Source organism: Vibrio sp. Y176 (assembly GCF_033438945.1).
This window is the reverse complement of sequence record NZ_JAWOQS010000434.1, coordinates 1-747: the sequence shown is the minus strand read 5'-3', so window position 1 is coordinate 747 and position 747 is coordinate 1. Positions and strand designations below refer to the sequence as shown.

The following is a 747-nucleotide window of genomic DNA, read 5'->3' as shown; positions in this document are numbered from 1 at the left end:
ATTTGCATTTCGCCTTGGTTAAACAGACGAACATCGATCTTCGCCATGTCGTAGCAGGCTTGGCAAGAGTGATGATATTTGCCATCTACATAATCGTGACGAGTAACAAAACTAGGTTTTTTACACCAATCGCAGGTGCCTTCTTCAGTGAACATTGATTTTCTCCCCACCTAGATAAATATGAGTCGTTAGGTGTTATTTTTCGCCGGGCATTATGGCATGAAAAAGAGATTGACGTTAAATGTCTGTTAATTTGTTTGAGAGCGAGATCGATTGCGAACCTTGTTTTACTTAGACTTAAAGCTAGCCATCAAGCGCTCTCTAGTTGTGGTTTACGATTTTGTAACATTTTGTGAGATGATTTTAAACGCCTGGTTCAAACGTTTCATTTCTTCTTCACTTCCACGAGTATCTGGATGATAGAGTTTTGAAAGTTGTCGATAGCGGAGTTTCACTGCTTGGTTATCAGGAATGGTTTGTGGTGTGTAACCAAACATCGCGCAGGCAACCGCAACTTTATGATTGTCGGATTGGCTGCGAGTCTTTTTAAACTCTTTGAATACTTTCTCCAACTGACGCTTCAATTGTTTATTCGTGAACTCTAACTCTTTTACTTTTGCATTAAGTTGCTGAGTTTGGTTTGCCTCTTGGGAAGACTGTGCGGCCAAGGCTCGTTGCTGCTTTCTTAGAACTACGCATCCACCGAAGCCTGCTAGAGCGATCACCAATCCACCAATAGCCAACCAC

Annotated in this window: 1 protein-coding gene; it reads right to left on the bottom strand. The window is 41.9% G+C overall.

The window, feature by feature from the left end:
• Window positions 1-332: 332 nt before the first annotated feature.
• On the bottom strand, window positions 333-747 hold a 415-nt coding region (locus tag R7O13_RS26515), incomplete at its 5' end, for a J domain-containing protein (RefSeq protein ID WP_318305165.1).